General features: G+C 69.0%; 13 protein-coding genes. 8 read left to right on the top strand and 5 right to left on the bottom strand.

The features are described 5' to 3' along the window. The first annotated feature begins 1 nt into the window (after position 1). From PcP3B5_RS26740 to PcP3B5_RS26730, 3 genes are read left to right on the top strand one after another with little or no spacing between them, the layout of a single operon-like run. On the top strand, positions 2 to 1,237 hold the full coding sequence (locus PcP3B5_RS26740) for a c-type cytochrome (protein WP_061562840.1): 1,236 nt from the start codon (positions 2 to 4) through the stop codon (positions 1,235 to 1,237). 1 nt (position 1,238) lies between these two features. Further along, on the top strand, positions 1,239 to 2,207 hold the full coding sequence (locus tag PcP3B5_RS26735; protein ID WP_061562839.1) for an XdhC family protein: 969 nt from the start codon (positions 1,239 to 1,241) through the stop codon (positions 2,205 to 2,207). Continuing rightward, positions 2,204 to 2,779, top strand: coding sequence for a nucleotidyltransferase family protein (locus tag PcP3B5_RS26730; protein WP_061562838.1), 576 nt, complete (start codon positions 2,204 to 2,206; stop codon positions 2,777 to 2,779). The genes PcP3B5_RS26735 and PcP3B5_RS26730 overlap by 4 nt, the downstream gene beginning before the upstream one ends. A gap of 609 nt (positions 2,780 to 3,388) precedes the next feature. On the opposite strand, the gene PcP3B5_RS26725 is transcribed toward PcP3B5_RS26730, so the two are convergent. The 3 genes from PcP3B5_RS26725 to PcP3B5_RS26715 all read right to left on the bottom strand — a co-directional run bounded on the left by PcP3B5_RS26725 (position 3,389) and on the right by PcP3B5_RS26715 (position 5,263). Continuing rightward, positions 3,389 to 3,799, bottom strand: coding sequence for a type II toxin-antitoxin system VapC family toxin (locus PcP3B5_RS26725; RefSeq protein WP_061562837.1), 411 nt, complete (start codon positions 3,797 to 3,799; stop codon positions 3,389 to 3,391). Continuing rightward, positions 3,796 to 4,056, bottom strand: a complete 261-nt coding sequence (locus PcP3B5_RS26720; RefSeq protein ID WP_009613156.1) for an antitoxin — start codon at positions 4,054 to 4,056, stop codon at positions 3,796 to 3,798. Before PcP3B5_RS26720 ends, PcP3B5_RS26725 begins: the two co-directional genes overlap by 4 nt. Before the next feature lie 82 nt (positions 4,057 to 4,138). Continuing rightward, a complete protein-coding gene (locus PcP3B5_RS26715; protein WP_061563339.1) occupies positions 4,139 to 5,263 on the bottom strand; it encodes a methyltransferase in 1,125 nt (374 codons plus the stop codon). Positions 5,264 to 5,391: 128 nt separating this feature from the next. Here PcP3B5_RS26715 and PcP3B5_RS26710 point away from each other — a divergent pair, with 128 nt between their 5' ends. Both PcP3B5_RS26710 and PcP3B5_RS26705 read left to right on the top strand, forming a co-directional pair. Continuing rightward, entirely contained in the window at positions 5,392 to 6,168 is a 777-nt protein-coding gene (locus PcP3B5_RS26710) for a ferredoxin--NADP reductase (protein WP_061562836.1), read from the top strand. Between the two features lie 191 nt (positions 6,169 to 6,359). Beyond that, on the top strand, positions 6,360 to 7,913 hold the full coding sequence (locus tag PcP3B5_RS26705) for a TerC family protein (protein WP_058070083.1): 1,554 nt from the start codon (positions 6,360 to 6,362) through the stop codon (positions 7,911 to 7,913). 17 nt (positions 7,914 to 7,930) lie between these two features. Here the strand turns inward: PcP3B5_RS26705 and mscL are convergent, their stop codons facing one another. After that, the gene (gene mscL, locus PcP3B5_RS26700; protein WP_043268871.1) at positions 7,931 to 8,344 is read right to left on the bottom strand and encodes a large-conductance mechanosensitive channel protein MscL; all 414 of its coding nucleotides are present in this window, start codon (positions 8,342 to 8,344) and stop codon (positions 7,931 to 7,933) included. Positions 8,345 to 8,534: 190 nt separating this feature from the next. Between mscL and PcP3B5_RS26695 the strand changes: the two genes are divergently transcribed. From PcP3B5_RS26695 to radA, 3 genes are all read left to right on the top strand, one after another. Next, a complete protein-coding gene (locus PcP3B5_RS26695) occupies positions 8,535 to 8,777 on the top strand; it encodes an HP1242/YdcH family protein (RefSeq protein ID WP_009613144.1) in 243 nt (80 codons plus the stop codon). Between the two features lie 77 nt (positions 8,778 to 8,854). After that, on the top strand, positions 8,855 to 9,097 hold the full coding sequence (locus PcP3B5_RS26690) for a hypothetical protein (protein ID WP_043268874.1): 243 nt from the start codon (positions 8,855 to 8,857) through the stop codon (positions 9,095 to 9,097). A 95-nt stretch (positions 9,098 to 9,192) separates the two neighbouring features. Then, on the top strand, positions 9,193 to 10,566 hold the full coding sequence (gene radA, locus PcP3B5_RS26685; RefSeq protein ID WP_058070082.1) for a DNA repair protein RadA: 1,374 nt from the start codon (positions 9,193 to 9,195) through the stop codon (positions 10,564 to 10,566). A 557-nt stretch (positions 10,567 to 11,123) separates the two neighbouring features. Here radA and PcP3B5_RS26680 read toward each other — a convergent pair. Then, on the bottom strand, positions 11,124 to 11,495 hold the full coding sequence (locus PcP3B5_RS26680; RefSeq protein WP_009613140.1) for a PilZ domain-containing protein: 372 nt from the start codon (positions 11,493 to 11,495) through the stop codon (positions 11,124 to 11,126). Positions 11,496 to 11,577 lie beyond the last annotated feature (82 nt).

The raw sequence follows: 11,577 nt of genomic DNA, 5'->3' as shown, positions 1-11,577 counted from the left end.
CATGGCTCGACTGCTAACCGGCCTGCTGCTGAGTGCGGGCCTGGTCGCCGGCGCCCAGGCCGCCAACGCCGACCTGGTCAAGCGCGGCGAGTACCTGGCCCGCGCCGCCGACTGCATGGCCTGCCACACCGCGGCGGGCGGCGCGCCCTTCGCCGGCGGCCTGCCGATCGCCTCGCCGTTCGGCACCATCTACGGCAGCAACATCACCCCGGACAAGGACTACGGCATCGGCAACTACAGCGCCGACGACTTCTTCGCCGCCCTCACCGAGGGCAAGCGCAAGGACGGCGCCAACCTTTACCCGGCGATGCCCTACACCTCGTACCACCTGATCAGGCGCGAGGATTCCGACGCCATCCACGCCTACCTGATGACCGTCGAGCCGGTGCACCGCGCCGCGCCCGAGACCGCGCTGAGCTTCCCGTTCAACGTGCGCGCGGGGCTCTCGGGCTGGAACCTGCTGTACGGCAAGAGCGTCCAGCTGCAGAGCGCCGAGGGCAAGAGCGAGCCCTGGCAGCGCGGCCAGTACCTGGTGGAAGTGCTCGGCCACTGCGGCGAATGCCACACCCCGCGCAACGCCATCGGCGCGCTGCAGCAGGACAAGCGCCTGTCCGGCGCCCTGCTCAACGGCTACCTGGCGCCCAGCCTGCTGCCCGGGGACCTGGCCGCGCGCGGCTGGAATCACGCCGATCTGTCGGCCTTCCTGGAGCACGGCATGAGCGCCCAGGGCAGCATGTTCAACGAGATGTTCCCGGTGCTGCACCACAGCACCCAGCACCTGGACAGCGCCGACCTGCAGGCCATGGCCAGCTACCTGCTGGGCGACCAGCCGCCGGCGGCCAGGGCGGTGCAGGCGGTGGCTTATCCACAGCTGTCCGCCAGCGCCAAGCGCGGCCGCCAGCAGTACCTCAACGTCTGCGCCGGCTGCCACGGCACCGAAGGCGAGGGCAAGCCGCACATCGCCGTGGCCATGCAGGGCAACACCACCCTGCGCCTGGCCGACTCGCGCAACCTGCTGCGGGTGATCGTCGACGGCATCGGCGAACAGCAGTTCGGCGGCTTCGAACGCATGCAGCCGATGCCCGGCTTCGCGGATAAACTGGATGACGCGCAACTCACCGATCTGCTCAACTACCTGCGTCAAAGCTGGGGTGGTCTGCCTGGCGACCTCGACGCCAAGGCGGTTGCGCAACTGAAGTCCGATGGTGTGCCGGTCCATGCCGGCAAGGCGATGTGAAGTGCAACATCTCGATCTGCAAGTGATCCGCCAGGCGCTGCGCTGGTCCCGCGAGGGCCAGCGTGTCTGGCTCTGCACCGTGCTCTTCACCTACGGCTCGGCGCCGCGCGCGCCGGGCTCGCTGCTGGCGGTGAACCAGGGCGGGCAGTGGGTGGGCTCGCTGTCCGGCGGCTGCGTCGAGGATGACTTCCTCGAGCGCGTGGCCGCCGGGGAGTTCGCCGAGCCGGTGAAGGTGGTGCGCTACGGCGAAGGCGACGAGCGCAGCAACATCCGCCTGCCCTGCGGCGGCATCCTCGACGTGCTGGTGGAAAACCTGGCGCCGGACTGCGAAGTCCAGGCGCACCTGCGCGAACTGGAAGCGGCGCTGCTCGGCCAGCGCCGCCTGCTGCGCCGGGTGGACCTGGCCAGCGGCGCGCGCAGCCTGAACGACGACCACAGCCACGGCCCCCGGGTGGAACGCGACGCCGGCACGGTGCAGCTGCGCGTCGGCGCGGCCCAGCGCCTGCTGCTGGCCGGCTATTCCAGCGTGGCCCATGCCTGCGCCGAGTTCGGCAAGGGCCTGGGCTTTGAAGTGATCCTCTGCGATCCGCGCGAGGAAGCGCTGGATGGCGTGGAGCTGGACGGCATCGAGATTCGCCGCGAGCTGCCGTCGATCTTCATCGCCAACGGCGGCTGCCATGCGGACACGGCGGTGGTGGCGCTGACCCACGACCCGAAGATCGACGACCTGGCGATGCTCGAAGCGGTGCGCACCGAGGCCTTCTACATCGGCGTGATGGGCTCGCGCACCACCTCGGCCAGGCGCATGGAACGCCTGGAGCGCGTCGGCGGCCTGGGCGAGACGGAGCTGGCGCGCATCCACGCGCCCATCGGCCTCAACCTGGGCAGCAAGACCCCGGCGGAAATCGCCCTGGCGGTGCTCGCCGACATCCTCCGCACCCGCAGCGGCATCGAGCGCGAAAGCCTGTGACGACCGTCGCGCTGCTGCTGGCGGCCGGCTTCGGCCGGCGCTTCGGCGCCGACAAGCGCCAGGCGCGCCTGGCCGATGGCCGTGGTTTGCTGGCGGCTAGCCTGGCCAATGCCTGCGAGGCGTTCGACGAGGTCTGCGTGGTGCTGCGCCCGGAGGATGATGCGGCGGCGCTTGGCGTACCTGTGGATATCTCCATCGTGCGCTGCGCGGAGGCGGAATCCGGCCTGGGCCACAGCCTCGCCGCCGGCGTCGCCGCGCTGGCCGACAACCCGGCCACCAGCGTCGCGATCCTGCTCGCCGACATGCCCTGGATAGCCCCGCAAACCCTGCGCCTGCTGGCTTCGCAGGCCAGCGAACAGCGCATCGTCTTCCCCCAGCACCAAGGCCAACGCGGCCACCCGGTCCTCTTCGGCCGAGCCTTCTGGCCGGAACTCCGCGCCCTGCAAGGCGACGAAGGCGCCCGCGCGGTGCTGCAAGCCCACTGCGAAGCCTGGCAACCCATCGACGTGAACGACCCCGGCGTCCTGCGCGACGTAGACACCCCCGCGGCCCTAACACCCGGCTCTTCGTAGGAGCGAGCTTGCTCGCGAACCGCTACAGGCACGGCATGGTTCGCGAGCAAGCTCGCTCCTACAAGGGAATGCCGCAGCTGGGGCAGCGTAGGAGCGGATCTCATCCGCGAACCGCGCCGATACGTCCGGCTATCGCGGACAAGGTCCGCTCCTACGGGGGAGGCATACCGTGCTCCCCGGCAACTTGTAGCGGGCCCTGCCCGCGATTCGCGCGCAGGGCGCGCTCCTACAGGGGCGTGGCGCGGGTGGGGCGGCGTAGGCGGATCTCATCCGCGATCCGCGCCGATACGTCCGGCTATCGCGGACAAGGTCCGCTACGGGGGCATACCGTGCTCCCCGGCAACTTGTAGGAGCGGGCCCTGCCCGCGATTCGCGCGCAGGGCGCGCTCCTACAGGGGAATGGCGCGGCTGGGGCAGCGTAGGAGCGGATCTCATCCGCGAAACGCGCCGATACGTCCGGCTATCGCGGACAAGGTCCCTACGGGGGAGGAATACCGTGCCTCCCGGTAACTTGTAGCGGGCCCTGCCCGCGATTCGCGCGCAGGGCGCGCTCCTACAGGGGAGCGGCGCGGTTGGGGCCGCGTAGCAGCGGACTCCATCCGCGATGCCCTACTCGGCCGCCCAATCTTCCAGGCTCAGCCCGTCGATGCGTTCGAACTCGCGAGTGTTGTGCGTCACCAGGGTCGCCTCCAGCGCCAGGGCGTGGCAGGCGATCCTCAGGTCGTTGGCGCCGATCGGCGTGCCGGCCAGCTTTAGGCGGGTGAACTGCGTCGCGTAGTGCTCGCACAGGCGCGGAGTGCCGTCGTAGACCACCGTCACCTGGCGCGTCAGGCGCTCCAGCTGGCGCAGGACCTCGCTGCGCCGGGTGCTGCGTTCGGCGCCCTTGAGCAGTTCGGCGTAGGTGAAGAAGGACATGCACAGGCCGGCGTCGGCGGGCAGGGCGTTGACCCGTCGGGCCACGGATTCCGGGCGGTTCTTCAGCAGGTAGATGAGGATGTTGGTGTCGAGCAGGTATTTCACAGCTCTTCCCGCTCCTGCATCGGCGGCTGTTCGCGCTGCCCTTCTTCCAGTGCTTCGATGAACTCGTCGTCGAAGCCGGACAGCGCCTGCAGCAACGCCTCGCCGCGGTCCTCGGGCAGCGGGTGGATGACCAGGTCGCCATTGGCCTGGCGGCGGATTTCCACGCGGCTGGCGTCCAGGCGGAACTCCTGGGGAATGCGCACCGCCTGGCTGTTGCCGTTCATGAAGACGCGGCTGGGGAGTGTGGGCGAAGACATGGCAAGGGCCTCCACAGATATGTGTGTACAGCTATGTGTGTATCCTGCGCCGTCGCCCTGCGGAAGGCAATGACCGTCGGTCCTACTTGCTCGCTTTGAGCACCACGAACTTCGGGTTCGCCGCCACCTGTTCGACGCCGCGGAACAGGCGCTTGAGCTTGGCGTGGTAGCCCAGGTGGCGATTGCCGACTATCCACAGCTGGCCGCCGCTGACCAGCGCGTGGCGGGCCTGCTGGAACATGCGCCAGGCGAGGAAGTCGCCGACCACCTGCTGCTGGTGGAAGGGCGGGTTGCACAGCACCACGTCCAGCGAGTCCGCCGGCTGCCCGGCCAGGCCGTCGGCGGCGCGGAATTCCGCCTCGCGTTCGCCCAGGGCAGCGCGCCAGTTCTCGCGGGCCGACTGCACAGCCATGAAGGATTCGTCCACCAGGCTGTAGTGGGCCTCCGGGTTGGCCAGGGCGCTGGCGATGGCGAGCACGCCGTTGCCGCAGCCCAGGTCCGCCACCCGCGCGTGGCCCAGGCCGCGCGGCAGGTGCGGGAGGAAGGCGCGGGTGCCGATGTCCAGGCCTTCGCGGCAGAACACGTTGGCGTGGTTGAGCAGTTCCAGCTTCGGCTCGTCCAGCGTGTAGCGGGTGGGGTAGGGCGAGGCGACCGGAGCTTTATCCACAGGCGTGGCGAATAGCAGGCGGGCCTTCTTTTCGGCCAGCGAGGCCTGCACCGGGCCGATGTATTTCTCCAGCAGGTCGCCGGCGGCGCGCGGCAGGTGCTTGACCATGGCCCCGGCGATCACCCGCGCGCCCGGCGCCAGGCGGCCGTGCAGGCGGATCAGCTGTTCCTCCAGCAGGGCCAGGGTCTTGGGCACCCGCAGCAGCACCAGGTCGAAGGGGCCCGCCGGGGTTTCGCTGGCCGGCACGAAGGCCACCGCGTCCTCCGCCAGGCCGTTGCGCGCCAGGTTCTTGCCCAGGGCCAGGGCGGCGAGGAAGGAGTCGCCGCTGCTGGTCACCTGCGCGTGCCCGGCCAGGCCCGCGGCCAGGGCGCCGAAGGCATCGTTGAGCACCAGCACCCGGCAATCGCCGGCCAGGCCGTCGGCGGCCACCTGGCGCAGCAGGTATTCGTCGGCGGCGTCGAAGGCTTGCAGCGGGTCGTTGCGTTGCTCCGGCTGGCGGATCAGGTCGAGTTCGGCGAAGGGCGTGTGGAAGGTCGGCATGGGCATCGCTTTTTCGTTGCGCCAGGTCAGGCCCGCCGCGGTTTGCGGCAAAGGCCCTGATATCTGACGGTGTTTCTCGCTCTTGCGATGGGAGAAACTGTAGGCAGAGATTGGATCGGGAGCGGAGTATGACCGCCAGCGAAGAGAAGTTCACCCGTCAGACGCTGCTCGACGTGCAGACGCTGACCCCCAGCCTGTTCACCCTGCGCACCACCCGCGACGCGGGCTTTCGCTTCCGCGCCGGGCAGTTCGCCCGCCTGGGCGTGTACAAGCCCAGCGGCAGCATCGTCTGGCGCGCCTATTCGATGGTCTCGGCGCCCCACGACGAGCACCTGGAGTTCTTCTCCATCGTGGTGCCGGGCGGGGAGTTCACCAGCGAGCTGAGCCGCCTGCGCGAGGGCGACCAGCTGCTGGTCGACCGCCAGGCCTTCGGCTTCCTCACCCTCGACCGCTTCCCCGACGGCCGCGACCTCTGGCTGCTGGCCACCGGCACCGGGCTTGCGCCCTTCCTGTCGATCCTCCAGGACTTCGAGGTGTGGGAGCGCTTCGAGACCATCAAGCTGGTCTACAGCGCCCGCGAGGAAAAGGAGCTGGCGTACCGCGAGCTGATCGCCGGCCTGGCCGGGCGCGACTACCTGGCCGAGCACGCGCACAAGCTGCAGTTCATCCCGGTGGTGACCCGCGAGCAGGTGCCCGGTTGCCTGGGCGCGCGCATCACCACGCTGATCGAGAACGGCGAGCTGGAACGCGCCGCCGGCCTGGAACTCACCCCCGAGCATTCGCGGGTGATGCTCTGCGGCAACCCGCAGATGATCGAGGACACCCGCACGGCGCTGAAGACCCGCGGCATGAGCCTGGCGCTGACGCGCAAGCCCGGGCAGATCGCCGTGGAGAACTACTGGTAGGCAAGATTTGGAAAAGATTGCCCGCTTAAGGGGCGGGCGTCTTTGCCCTTAGGATGGCCGTCCATCCATAGCCCCTGGACCCCCATGGACTGCCACACGAGCGAGCCGCCCCCGGCGGCCGACGACCCCTTCGGTAATACCTTCTTCCCCCACACCCTCGCCGCGCCCCTGCGCGCGCCCTGGAGCTGACCATGGAGTGGCTCCTGGACCCTACGGCCTGGCTCGGCCTGCTCACCCTGATCCTGCTGGAGCTGGTGCTGGGCATCGACAACCTGGTGTTCATCGCCATCCTCGCCGACAAGCTGCCGCCGCAGCTGCGCGACCGCGCCCGGCTGATCGGCCTGTCGCTGGCGCTGCTGATGCGCCTGGGCCTGCTGGCCAGCATCTCCTGGCTGGTGACCCTCACCGAACCGCTGTTCGAGGTGTTCGACAAGGCCTTCTCCGGGCGTGACCTGATCATGCTGTTCGGTGGCCTGTTCCTGCTGTTCAAGGCCACCCTGGAACTGCACGAGCGCCTGGAAGGCCGCGTGCACAAGGCTGGCGGCCCGCGCGTCTACGCCGCGTTCTGGCCGGTGGTGGCGCAGATCGTGGTGCTCGACGCGGTGTTCTCCCTGGACGCGGTGATCACCGCCGTGGGCATGGTCGAGCAACTGGAAGTGATGATGATCGCGGTGGTCTTCTCCATGGCCCTGATGATGGTCGCCAGCAAGCCGCTGACCGCCTTCGTCAACGCCCACCCCACGGTGATCATGCTGTGCCTGGGCTTCCTCATGATGATCGGCTTCAGCCTCACCGCCGAGGGCCTGGGCTTGCACATCCCGAAGGGCTACCTGTACGCCGCCATCGGCTTCTCGATCCTCATCGAGCTGGCCAACCAGGCGGTGCGCTGGCGCCGCCGGCGCAGCCTGCAGGGCAGCCGCGGCCCGCGCGAGCGCACGCGCTACGCGGTGCTGCGCCTGCTGGGCGGCAAGGTGGAGGCCGACGAGGTGGGCGAGGAAATCGCCGACATGCTGGGCGAAGAGCCGGCCGACGCGCCCTTCGACCGCCGCGAGCGGGTGCTCATCAGCGGCGTGCTGGAGCTGGCCGAGCGTTCCATCCGCTCGGTGATGACCGAACGCACCGAGGTACACCGCATCGACCTGGACGCCGATGCCGCTCAGACGCGCCAGGTGCTGCTGGATTCGCCCTACTCGCGCCTGCTGGTGATCCGCGCCGGCCAGGTCGACGAGCCGCTGGGCTACGTGCACAAGAAGGAACTGCTGAAGGCCATCCTCGCCGGCCGCCAGCCGGACATCGAGCCGCTGCTGCGGGCGCCGCTGAACCTGCCGGACAGCTGCAGCGTGCTCGGCGCCCTGGAGCAGATGCGCCAGGCCTCGACCCACGTGGCTTTCGTGGTCAACGAGTTCGGCGGTTTCGAGGGCCTGCTGACGCTGACCGACATCCTCCAGGCGATCGCCGGCGAACTGCCGGACGCCAGCGAGATGACCGGCCCGGACATCGAGAAGGGCAGCGATGGCTGGCGCGTGCGCGGCGCCACCACCCTGGCGCTGCTGGCCGAACGCATCGGCTTCCGCGGCCAGGCGCCGGAGGATTGCCGCACCCTGGGCGGCCTGGCGCTGCACCTGCTGGACCGCCTGCCAGCGGCCGGTGACGAACTGGAGCACCGCGGCTGGCGCCTGCGGGTGCTGGAGGTGAAGGAGCGGCGCGTCGAGCGCCTGCTGCTGCAGCCGCCGCGCGCCGCCTGACGGCGCGCGGGGCCGGCTCAGCTGCGGTTCTGCTGGTTCTTCAGCAGGTCGCGGATCTCGGTCAGCAGCACTTCCTGGGGCGTCGGCGCCGGCGGTGCCTCGGGGGCGGCGGCCTCTTCGCGCTTGAGCCGGTTGATGGCCTTCACGCCCATGAAGATGGCGAAGGCGACGATCAGGAAGTCCAGGCAGGTCTGGATGAATTTGCCGTAGGCCAGCACCACCGCCGGAGCGTCGCCCTGGGCGGCCTTGAGGGTGATGGCCAGGTCGGAGAAGTCGACCCCGCCGATCAGCAGGCCGATCGGCGGCATGATCACGTCGCCGACGAAGGACGAGACGATCTTGCCGAAGGCGGCGCCGATGATGATACCGACGGCCATGTCGACCACGTTGCCTTTGACGGCAAAGGCCTTGAACTCGCTAAGCAGACTCATGCACAGACTCCTTGTAGGGATAGAGGGGACAGGGGGGAGTTTAGCGGCCGCGCCGGTGTTGAACACTCCCCCGAGCCGGCATGGACAGCCGCCAGCGCAAAAGTTCCGGCATGACCGGCGGCGCTGGGCGAAATTCGGTGGTGGTCTAGGCTGAAGGGAATCATCCACCCACGCAGTAAGGAGGACCGCCATGCCGCTGGAGCACCATCCCCTGGCCCGTGAGTTTCCCGATCAGCGCGCCAAGATCGCCAAGCTCATCGGCGAGAACAGCCATTTCACCCGCCTGGCCGGCACCTACGAGGAGCTGGACCGGCGCATCTACGACATCGAGGACGGCCGCGAGCCGCTGGATGACCTGGCCCTGAACAACCTCAAGCTGCAGCGCGTCGCCCTGAAGGACGAGATCGCCGAGCTGCTGCAGCGTTCAAGCTGAGCTTGATCGATATCAAGGGAGCTCGCCGAGGTCGGGCGTAGTCTTCGGACAACTTTTTCTACTGCTGGTGATCAGCCATGCGTAAAGAGCAGCGTCCCCTCGGCAAGACCCTCCGCAAGCAGGCCAAGACCTCGTTCGATCCGCACCGGGCCCAGGAGCGTCTGGTACGTCTGAAACTGCAGTACGAATTGCTGGACCAGCGCATCAGCCGGGTGGAGGAGGGCATCGAGCGTCCGGACGGCACCCTGGCCGCGCTGATCATGCGCCGCGAAGGCCTGCGCTACGACATGGAGAGCCAGTACCGCCTGCTGGCGGGCTGATCCTTCGGCCGTATCCGTCGGCCACTGTCGCAGCGGGCTGAAGCGCCAGGCGCGAACCGCTATGATGCGGGCTTTGTCTTCGACGGAGTCCGCCCATGGCCAAGGCCAAGCGCATGTACGGCTGCACCGAGTGCGGCGCCACCTTCCCCAAATGGGCCGGCCAGTGCGCCGACTGCGGCGCCTGGAACACCCTGGTGGAGACCGTTCTCGACACCACGCCTACCGGCGGCTCCGGCAGTTCCGGACGCGGCGGCTGGGCCGGGCAGCAGGCCAACATCAAGACCCTGGCGGAAGTCAGCGTCGAGGAGATGCCGCGCTTCAGCACCGCCTCCAACGAACTCGACCGCGTCCTCGGCGGCGGCCTGGTGGACGGCTCCGTGGTGCTCATCGGCGGCGACCCCGGCATCGGCAAGTCGACCATCCTCCTGCAGACTCTGTGCAGCATCGCCAACCGCATGCCCGCGCTCTACGTCACCGGCGAAGAGTCGCAGCAGCAGGTGGCCATGCGCGCGCGGCGCCTGGGCCTGCCGGAAGACAAGCTCAAGGTCATGACCGAGACCTGCATAGAAAGCATCATCGCCACTGCTCGCCACGAGCAGCCCAAGGTGATGGTGATCGACTCCATCCAGACCATCTTCACCGAACAGCTGCAATCGGCCCCCGGCGGCGTCGCCCAGGTGCGCGAGAGCGCCGCGTTGCTGGTGCGCTTCGCCAAGCAGAGCGGCACGGCGATCTTCCTGGTCGGCCACGTCACCAAGGAAGGCGCCCTGGCCGGCCCGCGGGTGCTGGAGCACATGGTTGACACCGTGCTGTATTTCGAGGGCGAGTCCGACGGCCGCCTGCGCCTGCTGCGGGCGGTGAAGAACCGCTTCGGCGCGGTCAACGAACTGGGCGTGTTCGCCATGACCGACCGTGGCCTGAAGGAGGTCTCCAACCCTTCGGCGATCTTCCTCACCCGCGCCCAGGAATCGGTGCCCGGCAGCGTGGTCATGGCCACCTGGGAAGGCTCGCGGCCGATGCTGGTGGAGGTGCAGGCGCTGGTCGACACCAGCCACCTGGCCAACCCGCGGCGCGTCACCCTGGGCCTGGACCAGAACCGCCTGGCCATGCTGCTGGCGGTGCTGCACCGCCACGGCGGCATCCCCACCTACGACCAGGACGTGTTCCTCAACGTGGTGGGCGGGGTGAAGGTGCTGGAAACCGCGTCGGACCTGGCGCTGATGGCGGCGGTGATGTCCAGCCTGCGCAACCGGCCGCTGGATCACCAGCTGCTGGTGTTCGGCGAGGTCGGCCTGTCCGGCGAGGTGCGCCCGGTGCCCAGCGGCCAGGAACGCCTGAAGGAAGCCGCCAAGCACGGCTTCAAGCGCGCCATCGTGCCCCAGGGCAACGCCCCGAAGGAGGCCCCGCCGGGACTGCAGGTGATCCCGGTGACGCGCCTGGAGCAGGCGCTGGATGCGTTGTTCGAATAGCGCGCACCGCCCGCCCATACGGTAGGAGCGGGCCCTGCCCGCGATTCGCGCGCAGGGCGCGCTCCTACAGGGGAATGGCGCAGGTGGGGCAGCGTAGGCGGATCTCATCCGCGAATCGCGCCGATAGTTCCGGCTATCGCGGACAAGGTCCGCTCCTACGGGGGAGGAATGCCGTGCTCCCCGGCAACCTGTAGGAGCGGGCCCTGCCCGCGATTCGCGCGCAGGGCGCGCTCCTACAGGGGAATGGCGTGGGTGGGGCGGCGTAGGAGCGGATCTCATCCGCGAATCGCGCCGATAGTTCCGGCTATCGCGGACAAGGTCCGCTCCTACGGGGGAGGAATGCCGTGCTCCCCGGCAACCTTGTAGGAGCGGGCCCTGCCCGCGAATCGCGCGTAGGGCGCGCTCCTACATTGGAATGGCGTGGGTGGGGCGGCGTAGGGCGGATAACGTTCGACGTTATCCGCCGGTTAACCGTGATTCCCGGCAGCCCCGAGGCTGACCTGGGCGCGGGCCATACCCTGGGTCAAACGGCGTACAACCGCGAACGGTTGTACGCCCTACGCCTGTTCCCCCAGCGCCGTCAGCTCGCGCTCCAGCAGGCTCGCGTCGCCCAGGTTGAGTTCCACCAGGCGGCGCAGGTGGCTGATGGAGTCCAGGTCGATGTGCCGGCAGATGAAGCCCAGCAGGCCCTCGCGTTCCCAGGCCAGGTCCGCCTCCATGTAGATGTTGGCGTCGAAGCCCAGGTAGATGCGCACCTCGAAGGGCTTGCCCGGGTCGCCGTTCCAGCCCGGCGGGCGGGTCACCAGCAGGCCCTGCAGCGACAGGTCTTGCAATTCGGCCTTCCAGCGCTGGCCGTCCTGGGCGACCTCGGTGCTGGCGTCGAAGGCGATGCGGCTGAAGCGCCGTCGTTCAGCGTGATCGTCACTCATGGGTGGGCTCTCCGGCCGATTTGCGTTCGCCTCACTATAGCCAAGCCCCTGTCGCCCGTCGCATCGCCGGCCGGCGGTTTGA

Origin of the sequence: Pseudomonas citronellolis, from assembly GCF_001586155.1 — a bacterium.
Lineage (GTDB): Bacteria > Pseudomonadota > Gammaproteobacteria > Pseudomonadales > Pseudomonadaceae > Pseudomonas > Pseudomonas citronellolis.
Note: the sequence above shows the minus strand (reverse complement) of the source record. Positions and strands in the feature narration are given on the sequence as shown.

Bases quoted from the DNA above. Each gene is read 5' to 3' on its own strand.
- PcP3B5_RS26690 (WP_043268874.1), top strand. From the start codon at position 8,855: ATGCGTAAAGAGCAGCGTCCCCTCGGCAAGACCCTCCGCAAGCAGGCC.
- PcP3B5_RS26710 (WP_061562836.1), top strand. From the start codon at position 5,392: ATGACCGCCAGCGAAGAGAAGTTCACCCGTCAGACGCTGCTCGACGTG.
- PcP3B5_RS26740 (WP_061562840.1), top strand. From the start codon at position 2: ATGGCTCGACTGCTAACCGGCCTGCTGCTGAGTGCGGGCCTGGTCGCC.
- PcP3B5_RS26720 (WP_009613156.1), bottom strand. From the start codon at position 4,056: ATGTCTTCGCCCACACTCCCCAGCCGCGTCTTCATGAACGGCAACAGC.
- PcP3B5_RS26705 (WP_058070083.1), top strand. From the start codon at position 6,360: ATGGAGTGGCTCCTGGACCCTACGGCCTGGCTCGGCCTGCTCACCCTG.
- PcP3B5_RS26715 (WP_061563339.1), bottom strand. From the start codon at position 5,263: ATGCCGACCTTCCACACGCCCTTCGCCGAACTCGACCTGATCCGCCAG.
- radA (WP_058070082.1), top strand. From the start codon at position 9,193: ATGGCCAAGGCCAAGCGCATGTACGGCTGCACCGAGTGCGGCGCCACC.
- mscL (WP_043268871.1), bottom strand. From the start codon at position 8,344: ATGAGTCTGCTTAGCGAGTTCAAGGCCTTTGCCGTCAAAGGCAACGTG.
- PcP3B5_RS26680 (WP_009613140.1), bottom strand. From the start codon at position 11,495: ATGAGTGACGATCACGCTGAACGACGGCGCTTCAGCCGCATCGCCTTC.
- PcP3B5_RS26695 (WP_009613144.1), top strand. From the start codon at position 8,535: ATGCCGCTGGAGCACCATCCCCTGGCCCGTGAGTTTCCCGATCAGCGC.